This is a genomic window from Candidatus Binatia bacterium, from assembly GCA_023150935.1.
GTDB lineage: Bacteria > Desulfobacterota > Binatia > HRBIN30 > HRBIN30 > JAKLJW01.
In genome coordinates this window covers 1-824 of the sequence record JAKLJW010000114.1, presented here as the reverse complement: position 1 = coordinate 824, position 824 = coordinate 1, and the positions used below count along the sequence as shown (strand labels likewise).

At 67.7% G+C, this 824-nt stretch carries 1 protein-coding gene; it reads right to left on the bottom strand.

All coding sequences use genetic code 11. The features are described 5' to 3' along the window. Window positions 1-610, bottom strand: a 610-nt coding sequence (locus L6Q96_23210; GenBank protein MCK6557459.1) for a beta-propeller fold lactonase family protein, incomplete at its 3' end; no start/stop codon positions are given. Window positions 611-824: the final 214 nt, after the last annotated feature.

The following is an 824-nucleotide window of genomic DNA, read 5'->3' as shown; positions in this document are numbered from 1 at the left end:
CGACCACGCCGCGGGCGCCCGCAAGCCCGAGGACGCCGTCGAGGCGGTCATGGACAGCCTGCACGAAGGTCAGCTCGCCGGTCGCGGTGTCGCGCGTGAACACCACGACGGCAGAGGCGAGCGCGCTGGCGACGCAGAGGTGCCCGCCGTCCGCGCTGGTTGCGAGCTGTCGCGCGTCGGCGAGGCCGTCGACCCCGCCGACGCCGTCGCGGTGCACCTCGACGAAGGCGAGGCGTCCGCTGGCCGGGTCGCGGCTGAACACGGCGAGCGAGTCGCCGACCGCGCTGATCACGTAGACGTGCGCTTTGATCCGCGACGCCTTCTGATGCCGGATCGGACGAATCGCCAGATCGCTCTTGTGAATGCGGAAGGCGGCCTCGGCCTCGGTCAGCTGCACGTAGGCGGTCCACAGAGCTTCGGGGGGCCAGTCGGTGATATTGGTGCGCAGGATGTAGGTGCCTTCGCTGTACTGCGCCCACTCATACCCCCGCGGCGCACCGACCGTACCAGGCGCCAGTAGGTGTGCGGTTTGCCGTCCTTGAAGCGCGTCGTATGCCGCAGATACACCCGCCGCCACTCCTCCACTGCGCCGCAGTGTCTCGCGCCTCACCGTACGTGTGCAAGCCACTTGGTCGGCACTACACCGCGTCTCCAACCGCAGCCCACGCCACCGTTGGACAATTCCCGAACTCACCCCCAAGAATTGTTCGTAACTGTCGAAGTTGGGCTAGCCCTACACATGCGAATGCTTCCCAATGCCGGCACCACGCCCGCCAGCGGCCACAACCTCATCGAGGACGCAGCGATCTCGTGCGACCTCACCC